Source organism: Actinoplanes sp. NPDC051475, assembly GCF_040689425.1.
In the GTDB taxonomy this organism is placed as follows: Bacteria; Actinomycetota; Actinomycetes; order Mycobacteriales; family Micromonosporaceae; genus Actinoplanes.
Map to the genome: position 1 here is coordinate 95276 of NZ_JBFAZZ010000018.1, position 17851 is coordinate 113126.

The 17851-nt window shown below is 70.7% G+C and carries 11 protein-coding genes; 4 read left to right on the forward strand and 7 right to left on the reverse strand.

The window, feature by feature from the left end:
• Nucleotides 1-13: 13 nt before the first annotated feature.
• The 3 genes from AB0368_RS31235 (at nt 14) to AB0368_RS31245 (ending at nt 7952) form a co-directional block, all read left to right on the forward strand.
• Nucleotides 14-2044: a flotillin family protein gene (locus tag AB0368_RS31235; RefSeq protein ID WP_366157599.1), complete on the forward strand. Its 2031-nt coding sequence runs from the start codon at nt 14-16 to the stop codon at nt 2042-2044.
• Nucleotides 2041-6876: a DNA repair ATPase gene (locus tag AB0368_RS31240; RefSeq protein WP_366157600.1), complete on the forward strand. Its 4836-nt coding sequence runs from the start codon at nt 2041-2043 to the stop codon at nt 6874-6876. The genes AB0368_RS31235 and AB0368_RS31240 overlap by 4 nt, the downstream gene beginning before the upstream one ends.
• A 125-nt stretch (nt 6877-7001) precedes the next feature.
• Nucleotides 7002-7952, forward strand: a complete 951-nt coding sequence (locus AB0368_RS31245; protein WP_366157601.1) for a hypothetical protein — start codon at nt 7002-7004, stop codon at nt 7950-7952.
• Nucleotides 7953-7977: 25 nt separating this feature from the next.
• Here AB0368_RS31245 and AB0368_RS31250 read toward each other — a convergent pair whose 3' ends face one another.
• From AB0368_RS31250 to AB0368_RS31280, 7 genes are all read right to left on the reverse strand, one after another.
• Entirely contained in the window at nt 7978-8619 is a 642-nt protein-coding gene (locus AB0368_RS31250; protein WP_366157602.1) for a hypothetical protein, read from the reverse strand.
• 95 nt (nt 8620-8714) lie between these two features.
• Nucleotides 8715-9347, reverse strand: a complete 633-nt coding sequence (locus AB0368_RS31255) for an ATP/GTP-binding protein (protein ID WP_366157603.1) — start codon at nt 9345-9347, stop codon at nt 8715-8717.
• Nucleotides 9325-9801, reverse strand: a complete 477-nt coding sequence (locus tag AB0368_RS31260; RefSeq protein ID WP_366157604.1) for a DUF742 domain-containing protein — start codon at nt 9799-9801, stop codon at nt 9325-9327. Before AB0368_RS31260 ends, AB0368_RS31255 begins: the two co-directional genes overlap by 23 nt.
• Nucleotides 9798-10268 carry a roadblock/LC7 domain-containing protein gene (locus AB0368_RS31265; protein WP_364684543.1) on the reverse strand — a complete coding sequence of 157 codons (471 nt, stop codon included), beginning with the start codon at nt 10266-10268 and terminating at the stop codon, nt 9798-9800. The genes AB0368_RS31260 and AB0368_RS31265 overlap by 4 nt, the downstream gene beginning before the upstream one ends.
• The gene (locus AB0368_RS31270) at nt 10265-12955 is read right to left on the reverse strand and encodes a nitrate- and nitrite sensing domain-containing protein (protein ID WP_366157605.1); all 2691 of its coding nucleotides are present in this window, start codon (nt 12953-12955) and stop codon (nt 10265-10267) included. Before AB0368_RS31270 ends, AB0368_RS31265 begins: the two co-directional genes overlap by 4 nt.
• Nucleotides 12942-14006 (reverse strand): hypothetical protein, encoded by a 1065-nt coding sequence (locus AB0368_RS31275; protein ID WP_366157606.1) that lies wholly within the window; start codon nt 14004-14006, stop codon nt 12942-12944. The genes AB0368_RS31270 and AB0368_RS31275 overlap by 14 nt, the downstream gene beginning before the upstream one ends.
• Nucleotides 14007-14748: 742 nt before the next feature.
• On the reverse strand, nt 14749-16590 hold the full coding sequence (locus tag AB0368_RS31280) for a M48 family metallopeptidase (protein WP_366157607.1): 1842 nt from the start codon (nt 16588-16590) through the stop codon (nt 14749-14751).
• Between the two features lie 177 nt (nt 16591-16767).
• Between AB0368_RS31280 and AB0368_RS31285 the strand changes: the two genes are divergently transcribed.
• Nucleotides 16768-17835, forward strand: coding sequence for a PHP domain-containing protein (locus AB0368_RS31285; RefSeq protein ID WP_366157608.1), 1068 nt, complete (start codon nt 16768-16770; stop codon nt 17833-17835).
• The last annotated feature ends 16 nt before the right edge of the window (nt 17836-17851 follow it).

The window sequence follows — 17851 nt, forward strand, 5'->3', positions numbered from 1 at the left end:
CGAAGGCTCTTACATGGACGTGATCTCCACCGGATTCGGTGTGCTCGTCGCCGTGGTGCTGCTCATCGCGCTCGGCGTCGTGTTCTTCCTCAGCCGCATGTTCCGCAAGGTGGAGCAGGGCAAGGCGCTGATCGTCTCCAAGGTGCGCCGCGTCGACGTCACGTTCACGGGTGCGGTCGTGCTGCCGGTGCTGCACAAGGCCGAGACCATGGACATCTCGGTCAAGACGATCGAGATCTCGCGGACCGGCCGTGAGGGCCTGATCTGCCGCGACAACATCCGCGCGGACATCCGGATCACGTTCTTCGTGCGCGTCAACAAGACGACCGAGGACGTCATCAAGGTCGCGCAGGCGATCGGCACCACCCGGGCCAGCAGCGAGCAGACGCTGCAGGAGCTGTTCAACGCGAAGTTCTCCGAGGCGCTGAAGACCGTTGGCAAGCAGCTGGACTTCGTCGACCTCTACACCAAGCGCAACGAGTTCCGGGACCAGATCATCGAGGTGATCGGCACCGACCTCAACGGCTACAGCCTCGAGGACGCGGCCATCGACTTCCTCGAGCAGACGCCGATGAGCTCGCTCGACCCGAAGAACATCCTCGACGCGCAGGGCATCCGGAAGATCACCGAGCTGACCGCGATCGAGTCGGTGCGCACCAACGACTTCCGGCGCAACGAGGAGAAGGAGATCACCCGGCAGAACGTGGACGCCAAGGAGGCGATCCTCGAGCTCGAGCGCCGCCAGGCCGACGCGGAGATCAAGCAGCGCCGGGAGATCGAGACCATCCGGGCCCGCGAGGAGGCGGAGATCCAGCTGGCGCAGGCCGAGGAGCGGCTCCGCGCCGAGGGCGCCCACCTTCGCACCGAACAGCAGCTGGGCGTGCAGAACGAGAACAAGGCCCGCGAGATCGCGGTCGCCGAGAAGAACCGCGAGCGGGTCATCGCCATCGAGACCGAGCGGATCGAGAAGGACCGGATGCTCGAGGTGATCGGTCGTGAGCGGGAGACCGAGCTCTCCACCATCTCCAAGAACAAGGAGGTCGAGGCGGAGAAGCGCGCGATCGCCGAGGTGATCCGCGAGCGCATCGCGGTGGAGAAGACGGTCGCCGAGCAGGAGGAGAACATCAAGCGGCTGCGCGTCGTCGAGGAGGCGGAGCGTACCCGTCAGGCGGTCATCATCAACGCCGAGGCCGAGGCGCAGGAGGCCCTGGTCAAGGACATCAAGGCCGCGGAGGCGGCCGAGGCCGCCGCGAAGTTCAAGGCCCGCGAGGAGCTGCTGCTGGCGGAGGCCCGCCAGCAGGCCGCGGAGCTGGACGCCCGGGCGAAGATCCGGTTGGCCGAGGGTACGCAGGCCGAGGCGGCCGCCGCGGGCCTCGCCGACGTGCAGGTGCGCGAACGCAACGCCGACGTGATCGAGAAGACGGGCCGGGTCAACGCCGAGGTGGTCGAGAAGACCGGCCGCGCCGAGGCCGCCGTCGCTCGCGAGAAGGCGCTGGTCGCCGCCGAGGCGATCCGCGAGAAGCTCAAGGGCGAGGCCGAGGGCCTGCACGAGAAGGCCGGCGCGATGGCGGCACTCGACGACGCCAGCCGCGGGCACGAGGAGTACCGGCTCCGGCTCGAGATGGAGAAGGAGATCCGCCTCGCCGGCATCAACGTGCAGAAGGACATCGCCGAGGCGCAGGCCACGCTCATCGCCACCGGCCTGGAGAAGGCCGACATCGACATCGTCGGCGGCGACTCGATCTTCTTCGACAAGCTCGTCGGCTCGATCACGATGGGCAAGAGCATCGACGGCTTCGTCCAGCACTCCGACGTCATCCAGGGCCTGGGCGCCCGCTACCTCGACGGCTCGGCGAACTTCGCCGACGACCTGGGCCGGGTCATCGGCTCGGTGAACACCGGTGACGTGGCCAACCTGACCCTGTCGGCGTTCCTCACCCAGCAGATCAAGGCCGGCAACGGGGACTCCGGCAAGCTCAAGGAACTGCTGGCGGCCGCCCGCGAGATGGGCCTGGCCGACGCCAAGGTCCCGGCGGCACGGTGACCGCGGCGACCACGGAGACGCTCGACGCCGGCACGTACGAGGTCCTGCGCGCCCGGCTGGGCGCGCAGGCCAAGGAGCTGGCCGGCCGCGCCGAGGCGCTGAACGCCCGCCGGATGGAGACGTTCGGCGGGCAGCAGATGCGGCTGCTCGGCTCGGAGCGGATCCGTACCGAGAACAATTGCGTCCCGCGCGACCTCGTGCAGGTCGGCGGCTCGATGCTGTTCGGTTACAACGTCTTCATCGGGCTGCGCACCGAGACGACGGTCGACGACGTGTTCGCCGTGCACGGGTTCGCCGACGGCAAGTTCCAGCCGGCGACGCTGCCCGGTCTGCTCGACGACGCGACGTTCCAGCGCGACTTCGCCGAGCTGTACCGCTATTACCGGGAGACGCACCTGCTCCAGCTGCGCCGGCTGGAAGGTCTGCTGCTCGCGGTCTTCCAGACCGGCGCCCGTGCCGACGACCTCAAGGTGCTGCGCTGGCGGGTGGACACCGACGGGTCCGTCGCGTACGTCGACAACCGCGGCGAACGCGACCACGTCTTCCCGCCCTCGCACGACTTCGAGTGGACGCTCACCACCCGCGAGCAGCACATCCTCGGCCGGCACCCGCACGTGTCGATCGAGGAGCAGGTGTTCGTCGAGACGGTCGGCGGCACGCTCACCGTCAAGGTGGAGAACAACACCGAGGACGGCGAGGGCATCTTCTCCGAGCCCGTCGACGAGCCGCTGCAGAGCCTCGCCGACGCGGAGATCGCGTACGCCCGCATCGGCCCGCTGATCCTGCTGCGCGTGCTGCCGTACAAGGAGACCACGTACCGGTATCTGGTCTTCAACACCCGCACCCGCGACGTGGTTCGCCTCGACGGGATCGGGCAGGCCTGCCAGCGGCTGCCGGAGGACCAGGGACTGATCTTCCCCGGCGGCTACTACCTGGCCACCGGCATCGCGAAGACGTTCGACGCCGACGTCGCGGAGCTGGAGTTCGAGCGGGTCGTGCGCTCGGTCAACGGCGAGGACGTGCTCTACGTCTTCCACGCCCGGGCCGCCGGGCGGTATCTGCTGCTGCCGTACAACGTGATCCGCAAAGAGGTCGCGACTCCGATCCCGTGCCACGGCTACTCGCTGTTCGACGACGGCACGCTGGTCGCCTTCCGGGCCGTCTCCGACGAGCCGGCCCGGGTCCACCCGATGCAGGTCTGGCAGACGCCGTACGTCTCGGACACATTCGCCGCGGCCCAGCCGGTCGGCACCGGCCCGCTGGACCGGGTGGGCAACGCCGATCTGGTACGCGGCATCGCGGACGCCCTGTCGGTGTCCCGCATGATCGACGAGATGACCCCGTCCGGCGCGGTGTTCGAGGCGATCATCGCCGCCTGCACGCGCCTGTTCGACCAGTACCACTGGCTGTCCGAGGCCGAGCTGGAAGACCTGCGGACGCCGCTCGCCGAGGTGCGGGCCACCGCCGAGCAGGTCCTCGACGAGTTCGAGTCGGTGCAGGAGCTGACCGCGCAGGCGGCCAAGGCCGTCGACGAGGCGGGCGCCGCGACGATGTCGCTGATCCGCCGGGCGCGCGGCGAGGTGCCGACCACCACCGACGCCTGGATCCGTCAGCTCGCCGCACTGCGCCATGCCCAGGGCCGCATCGTGACCCTCCGGGAGCTGCGGTACGTCGACACCGCCCGGCTGGACGACCTCGCCGCAGAGCTGTCCGCCGAGGTGGACTCCACCGCGCGGCGGGCGGTCGACTTCCTTCAGCGTGAGGACGCCTTCGCCGGCTACCAGCAGTCCGTCGACCAGCTCGTGGCCGACGCGGCCGCCATCGCGACCGTGGCGGAGGCCGTACCGGTCGCCGAGCGGCTCACCGAGCAGGCCGACGGCCTCCAGGTCGTCACCGAGGTGGTCGGCGGGCTCGACATCGCCGACGCTACCGTCCGGGTCGCCATCCTCGAGCGCATCGGCGAGGTGCTCGGCGGCGTCAACCGGGCCCGGGCCACGCTCGACGCCCGCCGGCGCGAGCTCGCCGCCGTCGAGGGCCGCGCAGCGTTCGCCGCCGAGTTCGCGCTGCTGACCCAGTCGGTGACGGCCGCGCTGTCCGCCGCCGACACCCCGGAACGCTGCGACGAACAGCTCGCCAAGCTGATGCTGCAGGTGGAGGCGCTCGAGTCCCGGTTCGGCGACTTCGACGACTTCATCGACCAGCTCGGCGCCAAGCGGACCGAGGTCTACGAGGCCTTCGCCGCGCGCCGGCAGGCCCTGCTGGACGAGCGGGCCCGGCGGGCCGACCGGCTCTTCGACTCGGCGCAACGCACTCTCGCCAGCGTCCAGCGCCGGGTCGCGAGCCTCGGCACGGTCGACGACGTCAACACGTACTTCGCCACCGATCCCATGGTCGGCAAGCTGCGGAAGGTCGCCGACGAGCTGCGTACCCTCGGCGACACGGTCCGCGCCGAGGAGCTGGAGGGGCGGGTCAAGGCCGCTCGACAGGAGGCCGGCCGGGCTCTACGCGACCGGCTCGACCTGTACGGCGCGGACGGCAGCACGATCACCCTCGGCCGGCACACGTTCGCGGTGAACACCCAGGCCATCGACCTCACGCTGGTGCCGGACGGCGACGAGCTGGCGTTCGCCGTTACCGGCACGGACTACCGGGCGCCGGTCCGCGACGAGGCCTTCCTGGCCACCCGCCCCTTCTGGGACCAGCCGCTGGTGTCCGAGTCCAAGGACCTGTCCCGCGCCGAGCACCTGGCCGCGAGCCTTTTCGCCGAGAACCCCACGGCCCAGGCTGACGGCAGTCTCGATGCTCTCGTACGCCGGGGAGCCGAGGCCCGCTACGACGAGGGTTACGAGCGCGGCGTGCACGACAGCGACGCGACGCTGATCCTCGGCGCGGTGATCCGCCTGCACGCCGCGGCGGGCCTGTTGCGCTACCCGGCGCCGGTGCGGGCCGCCGCGCAGCTCTTCTGGGCCGGACTCCCCGCGGCCGAGCAGACGTCCTGGTCGGTGCGGGCGGCCTCGCTCGTCCGGGCGCGGGAACTGTTCGGCGCCGGGCAGGACCTCGCCGACCTGTGCGACGCCCTGGCCGTCGCGGCCGGCGCGGACCGGGTGGTGGGCGAGTATCTGGTCGAGGAGCTTGCCGCCTCGCCGGCCGGCTTCGTGACTAGCGCGACCGCCCGGACCTTCCTCGACCGCTTCCACCGGGCGCTGACCGCCGGACCCGCCCGCAGCTACGCGGACGATCTGCGCGCGCTCGAAGCCGACCCGGCCGCCCGCAAGCAGCTCGTGCGCGCGTGGCTGTCGGCGTACCACGGGGCCAACCCGGAGTCCGGGGACGTGAGCGACGTGGCCGAGGCCGTCGCGATCGAGCTCACCGGCACCGCGCTGACCCGGTACGACTCCGCGGCCGCCGTGAGCGAGACGGTGTCCGGGCTGCTGTCCCAGCACCCGCGGATCGTCGACGGGAAGCTGACCGTACGCCTGGACGACTTCCTCGCAGCGACCCGGCTGTTCCGTGCGGAGCGGGTGCCGGCGTACCGGGCGTACCAGAAGAAGCGGACCGCCCTCGCCCAGGCCGAACGTGACCGCCTGCGCCTGGACGAGTTCAAGCCCGGGGTGATGTCGGCGTTCGTGCGCAACCGGCTGCTGGACGAGGTCTACCTGCCGCTGATCGGCGACAACCTGGCCCGGCAGCTCGGCGCGACCGGCGACGGGCGGCGCACCGACCAGTCCGGCCTGCTGCTGCTGATCTCACCGCCCGGCTACGGCAAGACGACCCTCATGGAGTACGTCGCCAACCGGCTCGGCCTGGTCTTCGTGAAGGTCAACGGCCCGGCCCTGGGCCACGAGGTGACCTCGCTGGACCCGGCCGAGGCGCCCGACGCGACGGCCCGCCAGGAGGTCGAGAAGATCTCGTTCGCGCTGGAGATGGGCAACAACGTCCTGCTCTACCTCGACGACATCCAGCACACCTCACCCGAGCTGCTGCAGAAGTTCATCTCGCTCTGTGACGCGCAGCGGCGGATGGAGGGCGTCTGGGAGGGCCGGACCCGCACGTACGACCTGCGGGGCAAGCGGTTCGCGGTGTGCATGGCCGGCAACCCGTACACCGAGAGCGGCACGCGCTTCCGGATCCCGGACATGCTCGCCAACCGGGCCGACGTCTGGAACCTCGGCGACGTGCTCAGCGGCCGGGAGGAGGCGTTCGAGATGTCGTACCTGGAGAACGCCCTCACCTCCAACCCGGTGCTGGCGCCGCTGTCCGCCCGCGACCGGGCCGACCTGCCGCTGCTGGTCCGCCTGGCCGAGGGCGACGACTCCGTACGCCCCGACCGGCTCAGCCACGCGTACTCGCCCACCGAGCTCGAGCAGGTGCTGTCGGTGTTGCGCAAGATGCGGCTGGTGCAGCGGATCGTGTTGCGCAACAACAAGGCGTACATCGCCTCGGCCGGCCAGGCCGACGCGTCGCGGACCGAGCCGCCGTTCAAGTTGCAGGGCTCGTACCGCAACATGAACAAGCTCGCCGAACGCATCGTGCCGGTAATGAACGACGCCGAGCTGGAGGCCGTGGTCGACGACCACTACCTCGGTGAGGCGCAGACGCTGACGACCGGCGCCGAGGCCAACCTGCTCAAGCTCGCCGAGTTGCGCGGGCGGCTCACCCCGGAACAGGCGGCGCGGTGGGCCGAGGTCAAGGCCGCGTACCTGCGGGAGAAGGCGCTCGGCGGCGCGGAGGACGACCCGATGACCCGGGCCGTCGGCGCGGTCGGGTTGCTGGCCGACCGGGTCGGCGCGGTGGAGAAGGCGATCCTGCTCGCCAGGCCGCCTCTTGCCTAGATCTTGAGACGACTCCGAGCGTGGCTTGCGCCAGGCAACCGATGGTGGGTGCCGCTGCGCTGATCAGGCGCGTCATCTCATTGCTAGGAGTGGTGGATTTGCGTACGTCCCGGTCCGTTCTCTTGATGGCCGCGGTGTCGCTGGCTGGTGGCCTGTCGATTGCGCCCGGCGCCGCGTACGCCGCCGACACGACGACACGGCTGTCCGCGGCGCAGATGGTCGCGGCCTTGAAGCCGGTGGCTACCGCGTCCACGGCCGCGGCCGCAGCCGGCTGGCGGGCCGACGTCACGATTACCGGTACCTCGATGTCGGGGTCCGCTTCGTACCGCGTCGACCCGTCGCGCGGCATCGCCTACGACCAGTTCCGCCTCGCCGGAAGTCAGGAGGCCGGGTACGCGGTCGCTGGTAAGGGCCTCTACCGCACACTGCCCGACCGGGCGTCCCGGGCCGCGGTGAAGATGATGGGCCGTCCCACCGTCAAGTACGTATTCACCCCAGACGGGTCACTCACTCTCGCCAAGTACCTCAAGGATGACGCCCCGACACCGGCCGTGGTGCTGAGCGACGACGTCGATCACGCGGGTACGAAGACCGTGCACGACGATGGGTCCGCCGATTACGTTCAGGTCGTCGATGGCCAGACCACAACGCTGCAGGTCGGTCCGGCCGGGACTTTGAGCGGCGCGCGCGCCCAGGCGGACAGCTTCGCCATTGCGCTGACGTACACGTATGCACCGCAGACGATCACGCCGCCGGCGGCGAACTCCGTGATCGGCGCGCCGCAGTTGACGCGGGGTTTGTGGTACCTGCAAATGCCGGCTGCCGTCAAGCAGGTCAGCTACGCTGGCGCCGCGGAGGCGCGCCTGGCGGCACGAGGGTCAACGGTGAAGGTCGCGTCGCTGCGCAAGGCCGTGCGTCGGGTGGGGTCGATGTTCAACACCAAGGCACAGCTGAAGATGATCAAGGTGAAGGACGTGCGTGGCGGGGTACGCGTCTACGCGACGAACCCGTGGACGCACAAGACCGTCTCGTATGCGGTCACAGCCTCCGGTAAGAAGGTCGTCGTCCGCAGCTGAGCTCCGCCGCGTTGTCGCTTCGGGATCAGTCCTGAGCCCTCAGCAGTGACGGGTCCTCGCGGAGCATGGCGGCCAGACGCTTGGCCGCCATCTCCGTCTCCTCCTCGTTGACCCGCAGCGGAACCGGCTCGGGCAGCGGGGTGGGCATGCGCTGAGCGGCGGGCGGCTCCTGCGGGGCACGGTGCTGATCGGCCTGGACCCGGCGGGTCTGCGGCGGCACCGGGGGCGGCGGGGCCGCGGCGAACGGGTGCGGCTGCGGGGCCGCCTCGTCGTAGCGGTGCTGGCCGCGGTCCTGGTAATTGATCCGGCGGGTGTCCTGCCCGTGGTCGGGGGCCTGCTCCTCGTAGGAGTAGCCCGCCGGCTCGGGCTCCGGGTCGACGTCGATGACCTCGACGTCCTGCGGCTCGGCAGCCCGTCGCACCACCGAGTTGTCGGCGTTGACCTGCACGATCCCGTCCTCGAGGGCGAAATGCAGCAGCACGGGTTCGCCGGCGCCCTCGACGCCGACCGTCACGGCGAGTTCAGGGTTGCGGCCCACGACCGCGGCGATCGCCTCGACCAGCTCCGTCACCGCCGGCGGGGTGCCCGTGGCCTCCCCGGCGGCGCGTCGGCGCAGCTCATCGCGGCGTGCCAGCCTGTCGAGCGCGTCGTCAAGTCCGCCTCGCACGTCACCGTCCTCCCGTCAACGCCGTCGCCCCCGTACAACTGTGCCCGCTCAACGGCCCGTTTGGAAACCGCGTACGCACCGAATCGGCGCACACCTTACGACGAACGCATTCGCACGGCCTTGTCGAGGGCCTGGTCCAGCACCACGAGCAGGGCATCTCTCACCGAACCGCGGAATCGCGCGTCGAACTGAAGCACCGGTACGTCGTCACGCACAGCGAGCGCCCAGCGCACCTCGTCCAGGTTGTAGCCGACTTGCCCGTTGAAGCTGTTGACGCCGACGACGAACGGAAGCCCGGCGCGCTCGAAGTAGTCCACGGCGGGGTAGCAGTCGTCGATCCGGGTCGTGTCGACCACGACGAGCGCGCCCAGGGCGCCGCGGACCAGGTCGTCCCACATGAACGAGAAGCGCGTCTGCCCCGGGGTGCCGAAGAGGTACAGCTTCAGCGTCTGGTCGATGGTGACGCAGCCGAAGTCCATGGCGATGGTCGTGGTGGTCTTGGCGGTCGCCTGGTTCGGGTTGTCGACGCCGACCGACTCGGTCGTCATCTCCGCCTCGGTGGTCAGCGGCGAGATCTCCGAGATGGCGCCAACGGTCGTGGTCTTGCCCACGCCGAAGCCGCCGGCCACGATGATCTTGACCGGCACCGGCGGTGAAGTCTTCTGCGGCGCGCCGGGTACGCGCGCCGTGCCGACGACGCGGCGCTCAGGAGATGGATCGAAGCCCACGGATTACTCGCATGATGGTCTCGGGGTCGGGGAAGTCGCTCTCCAACACATGAACGTCAAGGTGCCCGGCGGCCCGCAGGTCGTCGACGAGGATTCGGGTGACGCCGAAGTGCATCCGGAGCCGCGCCGAGATCTCCGCCACCGACAGCGGCTCGGCGCAGAGCTGGACGATGGCCCGCTGCTCGGGCGAGAGCCGCGTGGTCAACGCCCCCGGGAGGGCACTGACCTGCGTCTCCAGCCCGATGCCGGCGTCCTGTCCGGCGACGCGGCCGGACGTGATGACGAACGGCCGCAACGACGTCGGGTGCTCCTCGGGCGGGTCCCCGGGCACGGGCCCGGAGACCGGGGCCGGCGTCGGTTCGTACCGCGCGCCGGGACCCGTGTTGCGCAGGAACGGCCGAACACCGGGGGTCGCCGGGAGGTCCGGGTCGTCGGAGTCGGCCGGGTAGGTCATTGCTGAACGGCGTTCTTCAATTCAGCGATGAGACGCGGGCTCAGGGCACCACCGGCGCGGGTGGCGAAGAGCGTCATCTCGTACGCGAGGGTGCCCAGGTTGGCGGTCCGGTCCGCGATCACGCCCAGCACCGAACCGGCGCTGATCGCTGTCACCAGCAGGTAGCCGTCGGCCATGTCGATGATGACGCGGTTGAGGCTGCCCAGCGCGTACCAGCTGGCGGCGCCGCCGGCCAGGCTGGTGAGGCCGGAGACCACCGCGGCGAGGCGTTCGGCGTTGGGCCGGTCCTTGATCGCCGACATCGCCATCAGCAGACCGTCCGAGGAGACGGCGATGGCCTCGACGACGCCCGCGGTGCCGGACGTGAACGAGTCGAGCAGCCAGTTGAAGGTCTTCGCCTCCGCACTGAGCTGCGACTGCGCATAGTCGCGTCCGTTGCCGGTGTCAGTGGAGTAAGGGGAAGTCATCGCGGTTGTCCTTCGGGTTGTGGCTGGGTTTCGTGCAGTGCCCGGGCTACGCCGTACTCGAACTGCTCCATCAGGGCCCGGGCGGCCTCCGGATCGAGGGGCTGGGCCGGCGCGGCCGGCGGGGTCGGATTCCTGGGCTCGGTCACCGGCAGCGTCGCGCCCGGCACCCGCCGGGTCAGCGGCGCATGCCCCACGGCCGGCGGCGCGGCCATGTCCTGCTCGATGACGTCCCACTGGGCGCGGGACACGCCCGCCTCGAAGGCTTCGAAGGCCTCACGGGCCGCGAGCGCGTCGTCCGAGGTGGGCGGCGCGGCGGGCAGCTTCGGTCCGGTCTCGGCCGGCAGCTGGGAGCCGGGCACCCGCCGGCGCAGCGGGGCCGCCGAGCCGTTGCGCGCCTCCGGGCTCGTGCGCGGCTGCGGCACGACAGCCGGCGGTACGGGCTGCTGCGGTACGGGCATGTGGTACGCGGTCTGCTGCGGCTCGGGCCTTTGCCGTGGCGTGTCCGGGTGTGCCGACCCGGCGATCGGGGCCGCCGGCAGCTCGTGCACCGCCGCCGGGAAGCGTCCCGCCACCGGCGTGGTCTCGTAGATCGCCGCGTGCTCGACCACGGTGCTGGGGACGGCCTCCAGCTGCGGCGCGGTGGGCCGCACCGAGAAGGCGTTCCACGACCGCGCCACCTCGAGCGTCCGGGTGGCCCGGTTGAGCACGTTGGCGTCGAAGGGCTGGGTGCTGCCCGGCGCGTGCCGCACCGACCCGCCGGCGATCAGCGGGGCGAACTCGGTGTGGCTGCTCGGCACGGTCGCCTGGATCGGCGCGAGCTCGGCGGGCAGCGGCTCCGGCCGCGCCAGCAGGTGGGCCGGGGCGAGGTCCACCCAGGCCGTCACGCCCCCCTCGGGCGTATCGGTCAGCGTGACCTCGATGCCGTGCCGGCGGGCGAGGCGGCCGACCACGAAGAGGCCGAGCACCTCGGTGGGTGCCAGGTCGAGGCGCTCACGGCGGGTCAGCCGCGCGTTCTCCTCGGCCAGCCGCTCCGGCGACAGGCCCAGGCCGTGGTCTTCGATCGCGAGGCGGGCGCCGCCGCGCAGCTCCGCCGCGCTGACGGTGACCCGGGTGTGCGGCGGGGAGAACGACGTCGAGTTCTCCATCAGCTCCGCGAGCAGCAGCGTCAGGTCGGCCACGACTGCCGGTACGACCACCAGCTCCTCGGGCACTTCCACGTCGACCCGGGTGTAGTCCTCGATCTCACCGAGGGCGAGGCGTACGACGTCGGAGAGCGCCAGCGGCGCCATGTGGTCGTTCGCGCCGGCCCCACCGGAGAGCACGACCAGCGAGCTCGCGTTCCGCCGCAGCCGGCTGGACATGTGGTCGAGCCGGTACAGGTCTCGCAGGCGGTCGCCGTCGGTCTCCCGGCGTTCCAGGTTGTCGATCAGGGCCAGCTGACGGCCGACCAGGTTCTGGGTACGCCGCCCGACGTGCCCGAACATCTGCGCGACGTTGCGGCGGCCGAGCACCTGGCGCTCCACCAGCCGGGCGGCGGTGGTCTGCACCCGGTCGAACGCGCGGGCCAGGTCGCCGATCTCGTCGCGGGCCTCCACGTCGACCGGGTCGAGACGGATCGGGCGAGCCACCTCGGCATCGTCGTCCGCCACGCGTTCCAGCTCGGCCTCGGCGGCGCGGGCGATCCGGTCCGCCGAGGTGGTGAGGCGGCGCAGCGGCCGGGCGACGGCGCGGGCCATGAACAGCGACAGCGCGATCACGAGCAGCAGCAGGAGGAGCGAGCCGCCACCGACCAGGGCGGCCGTGCGCAGCGCCGAGTTGCGGCTCTCGGTCACGGCCGTGTCCACGTCCGCTGCGACCCGCTTCTCCACGAAGCCACCGAGCACGATGGTGGACCGCAGCGAGGGGAACAGCGTCCGGACTTCCAGCAGCTTGACCGCCGAGTCGGGATCGGTGGCCGCCTCGACCAGGAACCGGTCGCCCACCCGCGACGCGAACGCCTGCTGAGCGCCCAGATAGAGCTTGTACTGAGCGTCGGTGAAGTACGGCTGCGAGTTGACGATCAGCAGCTGAAGCTGCACCAGCGTCGAGTAGAACAGCCCGACCATGGCCGCGTTCCTGGTCACCACGGCGGCGGTCAGGTAGCCGGACGCCTGGCTGATCATGTCGTCGGTGCGCAGGGCCTGCTCCAGCGCGTACACCTGCCGGCCCGCCGAGGTGTTCAGGTCGGCCTTCTGGGCCAGCGCGAGCTCGTTGATGATCGGCGTGACCACGGCGGTGAACTCGGTGACGATCAGGTCCGGGCGGATGGTCCGGTTGATCACGTTGGCCCGGGTGCTGGACAGCCGCGAGACGTCGTCGACGGCCCTGCGCAGGCCCTTCGACAGCGGCTGGTCGAGACTCTTGAGCCCCTGGATGCGGTCGGTCGCCTTGGCGCTCTGCACCGCCAGCTCCGGCTCCTGGATCAGGCCGAAGAGGTAACCCACCGACAGCAGACGCTCCTCCTGGAGCTCCTGCACGGCCGAACCCACCTGGGTGGCCAGCTGCACCGCGTCCGAGGTGGCCTGGGCGTCACGGGCGACGCCGATGCGGTTGGCGACGATCGGCACGGCAAGGGCGACAACGCCGATCAACGGTACGAGGATGAGCAGCGTCAGCTTGCCCAGGATGCGGAACCTACCGAAGAGCACCGGAACGCTCCCGCCGTGTCTGGGTGGCGTCGCCGTACACCGGCATCGCTCCGCCGAAGTCCCCACCCGGGGGGCCGACCGTCATGTCCCGGGTGGTCTCACCCGGAACCCGCGCCGGCGAGGGCGCCGCGGCCGTCCGCCGACGGGCAGTCAGCCGCAGGACGATCGCGGCCAGGGCGAGGAGGATGGCCGCACCGGCGGCGGCGAGCGCCTCCATCGTGCGGTAGTCGAGGGTGTCGAGCCGGTCATCCAGCAGACGCGACATCTCCCGCGTCGTGATCCCGGCCAGGTTCGCCAACGACACCTGCAGCTGGCTCTGCGCGGTCGCCATGGTCGCCGCATTCGGGGCGCCCCCGGGGTTGGCCCCCCGCGTCAACGACTCGACGCCGCGGCGGAACGTGTCCAGGCCACTGACCAGGTTGCCGCTCAGCGTGGGGCTGTTGGTGTCGTCGACAGCCGCCTGCAGATTGTCGGTGAGGCTGTTGACGGAGGTGTTGACCTCGAGCACAGCGGCGCCGAACTGCGGGCTGAGCTGCGCCTGCTGCTGGGCGTTCGCCTTGGCGACGAGTTGGCTGAGGTCGCCCATCCGGCTCACCTGCACGACCGTGGCGGGCAGCTCGACGGCCACCGCCTGCTGCAGGTGCGAGAGGTCGTTGTCCGGGTCGCGGATCAGGTCCGAGTTGTTGCGAACCGAGTCGTACAGCGCCAGCGCCAGGTCGGTGACCTCGACGTGGGCCTGGAAGACGGCGATCGAGCCGCCGGTCGCCTTGGGCAGCAGCTCGATCTTCTGCTTCAGCCCGGTCCACCGGTCCCGCGTACGCAGGTCGCCACCGAGACGCTGATCCACGGCGTTGACCCCGGTGACAGCGGCGGTCAGCGAACCGGGTGCGCTCGTCACGCCGGACAGCGCCGAGGACTGCGCCTCGGCCAGAGCACTGACGAGCGGACCGAGGGCGGTGAGGTACTCGACGCCCTTCTGCTCGAGCCGGGTGCTGTCCTTGCGGGCCGAGACGTCGTCCCAGACCCGGGCGAACAGGATGCCCGCCGGCACGAGTATCAAAAGCGTCAAAACAGCCGCGAGCACGGAGCGAGTCCGGGTTCGCCGGTTATCCACCGAGACTGACATTGCCCAATTCCTCCGCCATGCATCCGCGATAGACCGTTTTGGCGGCTACCCTCCGTAGCCGTGCGGGCGCACCGATCCGGGTCAATCTATCCGGGAAATAATCATGCGACCCCTTTCTTAGGGTCAGAGTTGGCTCGTCTGATCGGACGATGGACCCCGGGGGTTAGCAGGCCGTACATGCCCGCGCACCCCCTGCGAGCAGCCACTCGACTGCTGAGGAGCACCGCAGGCGGGCACGCTGGACGGGTTCCGGGGGCGATGAGCCCGCCTGGCCTGAGAGTTCCACAATGGAGTACGCTCCTTCGCCCAGAGCGTATTACTGGTGGGTAACGAATACGTCACGTAACGGGGTGAGGTTGCGGAGGGTATTCGCACGATCACTCAAGTTGTCTCACGAAGTGGACAAGAGCGTGGGAAAGTCCGAGCGGTGGATGCTCGGGCGGGCGTTTGGATCGCTTATGGCGCAATTTAGGCGGACGGGGCGGCGGAAACCCACGAGCCGGTCGGCGCAAGGACCGTCAACGGTCAGCCTTGCCGCCGTCCGCGGCTCCGGCGAAGGGCTGATCTGACCGACGACCCTTGACGCTCGGCATTTGACCTCCGGCCGCGGCCCCCGGGCCGGCTTACGCGCCCCGCGTCCCGGCCTTGGCGGCTGCCGCCAGCTGGTTCAGCTCTCGGGTCGGCCACCGAGTCGGTCGAGGACTCCGAGAAGGGTGTCCCGGCTGTCCCCGAGCTGCTCCCCGGTCCACCGCTCCTCCAGGGCGACCACCGTGCCGTCGTGCAGCTGCAAGTCCGCCTTGACCGGTGTCCGCTTCGTGATGCTCGTCCCGCGTACCTCCTCGAACGGCATGAACCGGCAGCCGGCCGCCAGCTGCTCGACCGACGTCGACGACAGCAGCTCCTGCAGCCGCTTCCTGCCGTTGTCGGTCGACTTCGGCCCCGGTACGAACACGAAGCCGCGGTCCAGCAGCACCAGGTCGGTGTGCGCGCCGTCGACCTTCAGGTTGGCCATGGCGGCGATGACGTCGGAGCCGTTCGCCGTGGCCTTGCGCTCGATGATGCCGGCGGACTCGATGCGTACGCCGCGGTCGGCCAGCCGGGCCCGGGCCTCCTCCAGGGTTCCCGGCGAGACCGCGAGCTTGGCGATCTCCTCGAAGTCGAGCTCCGAACCGTCGGCGTCGATGAGCCGCGCCGGACCCGACCACGACTGCTGCCAGAAGGCCGTGCCCGAACGGATCGCCGCCAGCATGAACAGCACGTCCATCAGGCCGGCGAACTTGAGTGCGGCCTCCTCGGGGGCGATGTTCGGGAAGAACTCCTCCGCCAGCTCACCCAGGCGCCCGGCCTCGACGAGGGCGAACAGCGTGCCCAGGCCGGGGTCCGGGGTGCCGGTGAGGCGGCCCAGCGATCGGAACAACCGGTCGGCGGTGCGCTGCAGCCGGGCCGTGGCTGTCGCCGCGGTGAACTGCGGCCACGGGAGCACCCGCCGGTCGGATACGTCGACGACCTCGCGCTGCAGGGCGATGCCGGCCTCGTGGATCGACGGCAGCAGCGCCGCCGCGGGACGGCCGTCCACCGGGTGCGGCTGCTGGGGCGCCGTACCCATCACCGCGATCCGTTCCGCCGTCGACGGGTGGGTGTCCCAGCGCGACTTGTGCTTCTCCGGCTCCTTGTCGCGGAGCTTGGCGAGCTCGTCCCCGCGGGCGGCGACCAGCTGGCCGAAGCCGCCGAAGACGTCGTCCGGCGCGTACCCGGCTTCCCATCCCGGGACGACGTACCGTCCGAAGTAGAAGTCCCAGGCCGCGTCGATGACCGGCAGTTCGCGGAGCGCGGACATCGCCACCTGCGGGCCGGCGACCCGCACCGAAGCGCGGTCGGCGTCGAGCTCCTGGCGCCGCGAGGCGGCGTTGTCGACGAGCAGGTAGAGCCGCGCGTAGCCGCGGAACACGATGCCGACCGGGTTCCAGCGCCCGATCCGGCTGATCGTGCCGCCGATCGCGAGCCGGCCCCGGTAGGCGACAGCGCCGAGCCGGGTGTGCCGGCCGGAGTAGTGACCGAGCTCGTGGGCGACGACCGAGCGGAGCTGGTCCACGGAGAGCGTCTGCACCAGCGGCATTCCCAGGTAGAGCCGGCGCCGGCCGCCGATCAGGCCGAGCAGCTTGGTGTCCTCGCCGACAGCCGCGTTGACCTCGGGCACCAGCCGGATCTCGTCCGGCGACCGGGTGCCGACCTCGCTCGCCAGGGCGTGCACCGTCTGCCACAGCTCCGGGGCGGCCTGCGGGGTGACGACGAGCCCGTGCATCGGCTCGGGCTGGGTGCGGATGGCGCGCCACAGCCCGACGGCCGTCGCGCCGACCGCGAGGAGCAGCGGCAGGCCGAGCTTGATGCCGGCCGCGGCGTGGTGCGACATCGCTGCCCAGACGACGAAGGCGAGCACGGCGGCGAGCTGGATCAGCGCGACGACATAAAAGCCGAGCAGCATCACCACGGACGCGGCAGCACGAAACATCGGTCGTTCCTTCCCCCATGACACCGTGGGTTCCGGCCCGCGGCGCGAGGAAGATACCGACCCCGATCTCTGCTGGGCAACCCCGTTCGGCGGGCCTGTGGACAACCGCGGGAAACCGGGTGACGGGGTCTGTGGACAACCGCGGGGAAAAGCCGATCACGGCCTACGCTGGGCGGCATGGCATCTCGTGATCCGGCCGCTGACCTGCGACGCATCGCGTTCCTGTTGGAGCGCGCCAACGAGGCGACATACCGGGTGAAGGCATTCCGATCGGCCGCCGCGACGGTCACCGCGCTGCCACCTGCGGAGCTCGCTCAGCGTACGGCCGAAGGCACGCTCGCCAAGCTTCCCGGTGTGGGTGAGGTGACCGCCCGCTGCATCACCGAGTCGCTCGGCGGCGAGGAGCCGGTCTATCTGCGCCGGTTGGAGGACACCGAGGGCACTGATCTCGTCGGTGCGGCGGCCGCGCTGCGCCAGGCGTTGCGCGGCGACTGCCACGCCCACTCCGACTGGTCGGACGGGGGCTCGCCGATCGAGGAGATGGCCCTCGCAGCCGTCGAGCTGGGCCACGAATACCTGGTGCTCACCGATCATTCGCCGCGGCTGACCGTGGCCCACGGACTGACCGCCGACCGGCTCCGCAAGCAGCTCGACCACGTCGACCGGCTCAACGACGCGCTGCCCGAGGGCTTCCGCATCCTCACCGGCATCGAGGTCGACATCCTGGCGGACGGCTCGCTCGACCAGGAGGACGAGCTACTGGCACGGCTGGACGTGGTGGTCGGATCGGTGCACAGCGGGCTGCGCGACGAGTCGCCCAAGATGACCCGCCGGATGGTGGCGGCGATCGCCAACCCGCACCTCGACATCCTCGGCCATCTGACCGGCCGCAAGGTGTCCGCGGCCGGCGAGGGGGACCGGGCGCACCGCCGCGGGCGTACCCGGCCGCCGAGCACCTTCGACCTGGAGAAGGTCCTGGCCGCCTGCGTCGAGCACGACAAGGCGGTGGAGATCAATTCGCGGCCGGACCGGCTCGACCCGCCCAAGCGCATGCTCACGGTCGCGGTCGAGGCGGGCTGCCTGTTCAGCATCGACACCGACGCGCACGCTCCTGGGCAGCTCGACTGGCAGCGTTTCGGATGCGAGCGTGCGGCGCTGTGCGGCGTACCGGTGGATCGGGTCGTGAACACCTGGACCACCGACCGCCTCCTGGCGTGGACGGGAGGTCACGCCCCGGCGGAATAACTGCCGCGTTTTGTCG

Excerpts from the sequence above, each read along its gene's own strand:
- AB0368_RS31280 (WP_366157607.1), bottom strand. The coding sequence starts at position 16,590 with ATGTTTCGTGCTGCCGCGTCCGTGGTGATGCTGCTCGGCTTTTATGTC.
- AB0368_RS31235 (WP_366157599.1), top strand. The coding sequence starts at position 14 with ATGGACGTGATCTCCACCGGATTCGGTGTGCTCGTCGCCGTGGTGCTG.
- AB0368_RS31285 (WP_366157608.1), top strand. The coding sequence starts at position 16,768 with ATGGCATCTCGTGATCCGGCCGCTGACCTGCGACGCATCGCGTTCCTG.
- AB0368_RS31245 (WP_366157601.1), top strand. The coding sequence starts at position 7,002 with ATGGCCGCGGTGTCGCTGGCTGGTGGCCTGTCGATTGCGCCCGGCGCC.
- AB0368_RS31260 (WP_366157604.1), bottom strand. The coding sequence starts at position 9,801 with ATGACCTACCCGGCCGACTCCGACGACCCGGACCTCCCGGCGACCCCC.
- AB0368_RS31265 (WP_364684543.1), bottom strand. The coding sequence starts at position 10,268 with ATGACTTCCCCTTACTCCACTGACACCGGCAACGGACGCGACTATGCG.